The sequence below is a fragment of the Undibacterium sp. Di26W genome (assembly GCF_049340265.1).
In the GTDB taxonomy this organism is placed as follows: Bacteria; Pseudomonadota; Gammaproteobacteria; order Burkholderiales; family Burkholderiaceae_D; genus Undibacterium.
Genome location: NZ_JBMPOR010000077.1, coordinates 1 through 442, shown reverse-complemented (window position 1 = coordinate 442; position 442 = coordinate 1). Strand labels below are relative to the sequence as shown.

Sequence of the window (442 nt, the reverse complement as noted above, 5' to 3'; positions counted from 1 at the left end):
TCGCCATCACCATCATTGCCAATTGCCATTGCCATAATGTGTTCTCTTTCGATGTTACGCTTTAAACCCTTAAGACCGCTCAACACAGAGGCACAGAGACACAGAGAAAATCAGGAGGAAAACCTCTCGGTAAGTCGTGACTTTCATCACTTTTACGATATCACCTGCACGGTGATTCATTCTCTTTTGATGTTCTCTGTGGCTTTTCTCTGTGTCTCTGTGCCTCTGTGGTTAAGGGTCTTGGTTTAACTTAAACCTGATACGACTTATTTTTTAGCTGCTGTCTTGCCCATGTTGCCGGACAATACTACAGAGTGCAGGTCAGCGGAGAAGGCACGGACTTCTTCCATGGCGCTCTTGTTGCGACGTACCAGGAAGTTGTAACCCAGAACCGCAGGAACAGCCACTGCCAGACCAATTGCCGTCATGATCAGCGCTTCAC

Annotated in this window: 1 protein-coding gene; it reads right to left on the bottom strand. The window is 47.5% G+C overall.

Annotated features, from left to right (window positions below):
• Positions 1-266: 266 nt before the first annotated feature.
• A partial coding sequence (locus ACO0LM_RS28710) for a MotA/TolQ/ExbB proton channel family protein (protein ID WP_423042362.1) occupies positions 267-442 on the bottom strand: 176 nt, incomplete at its 5' end.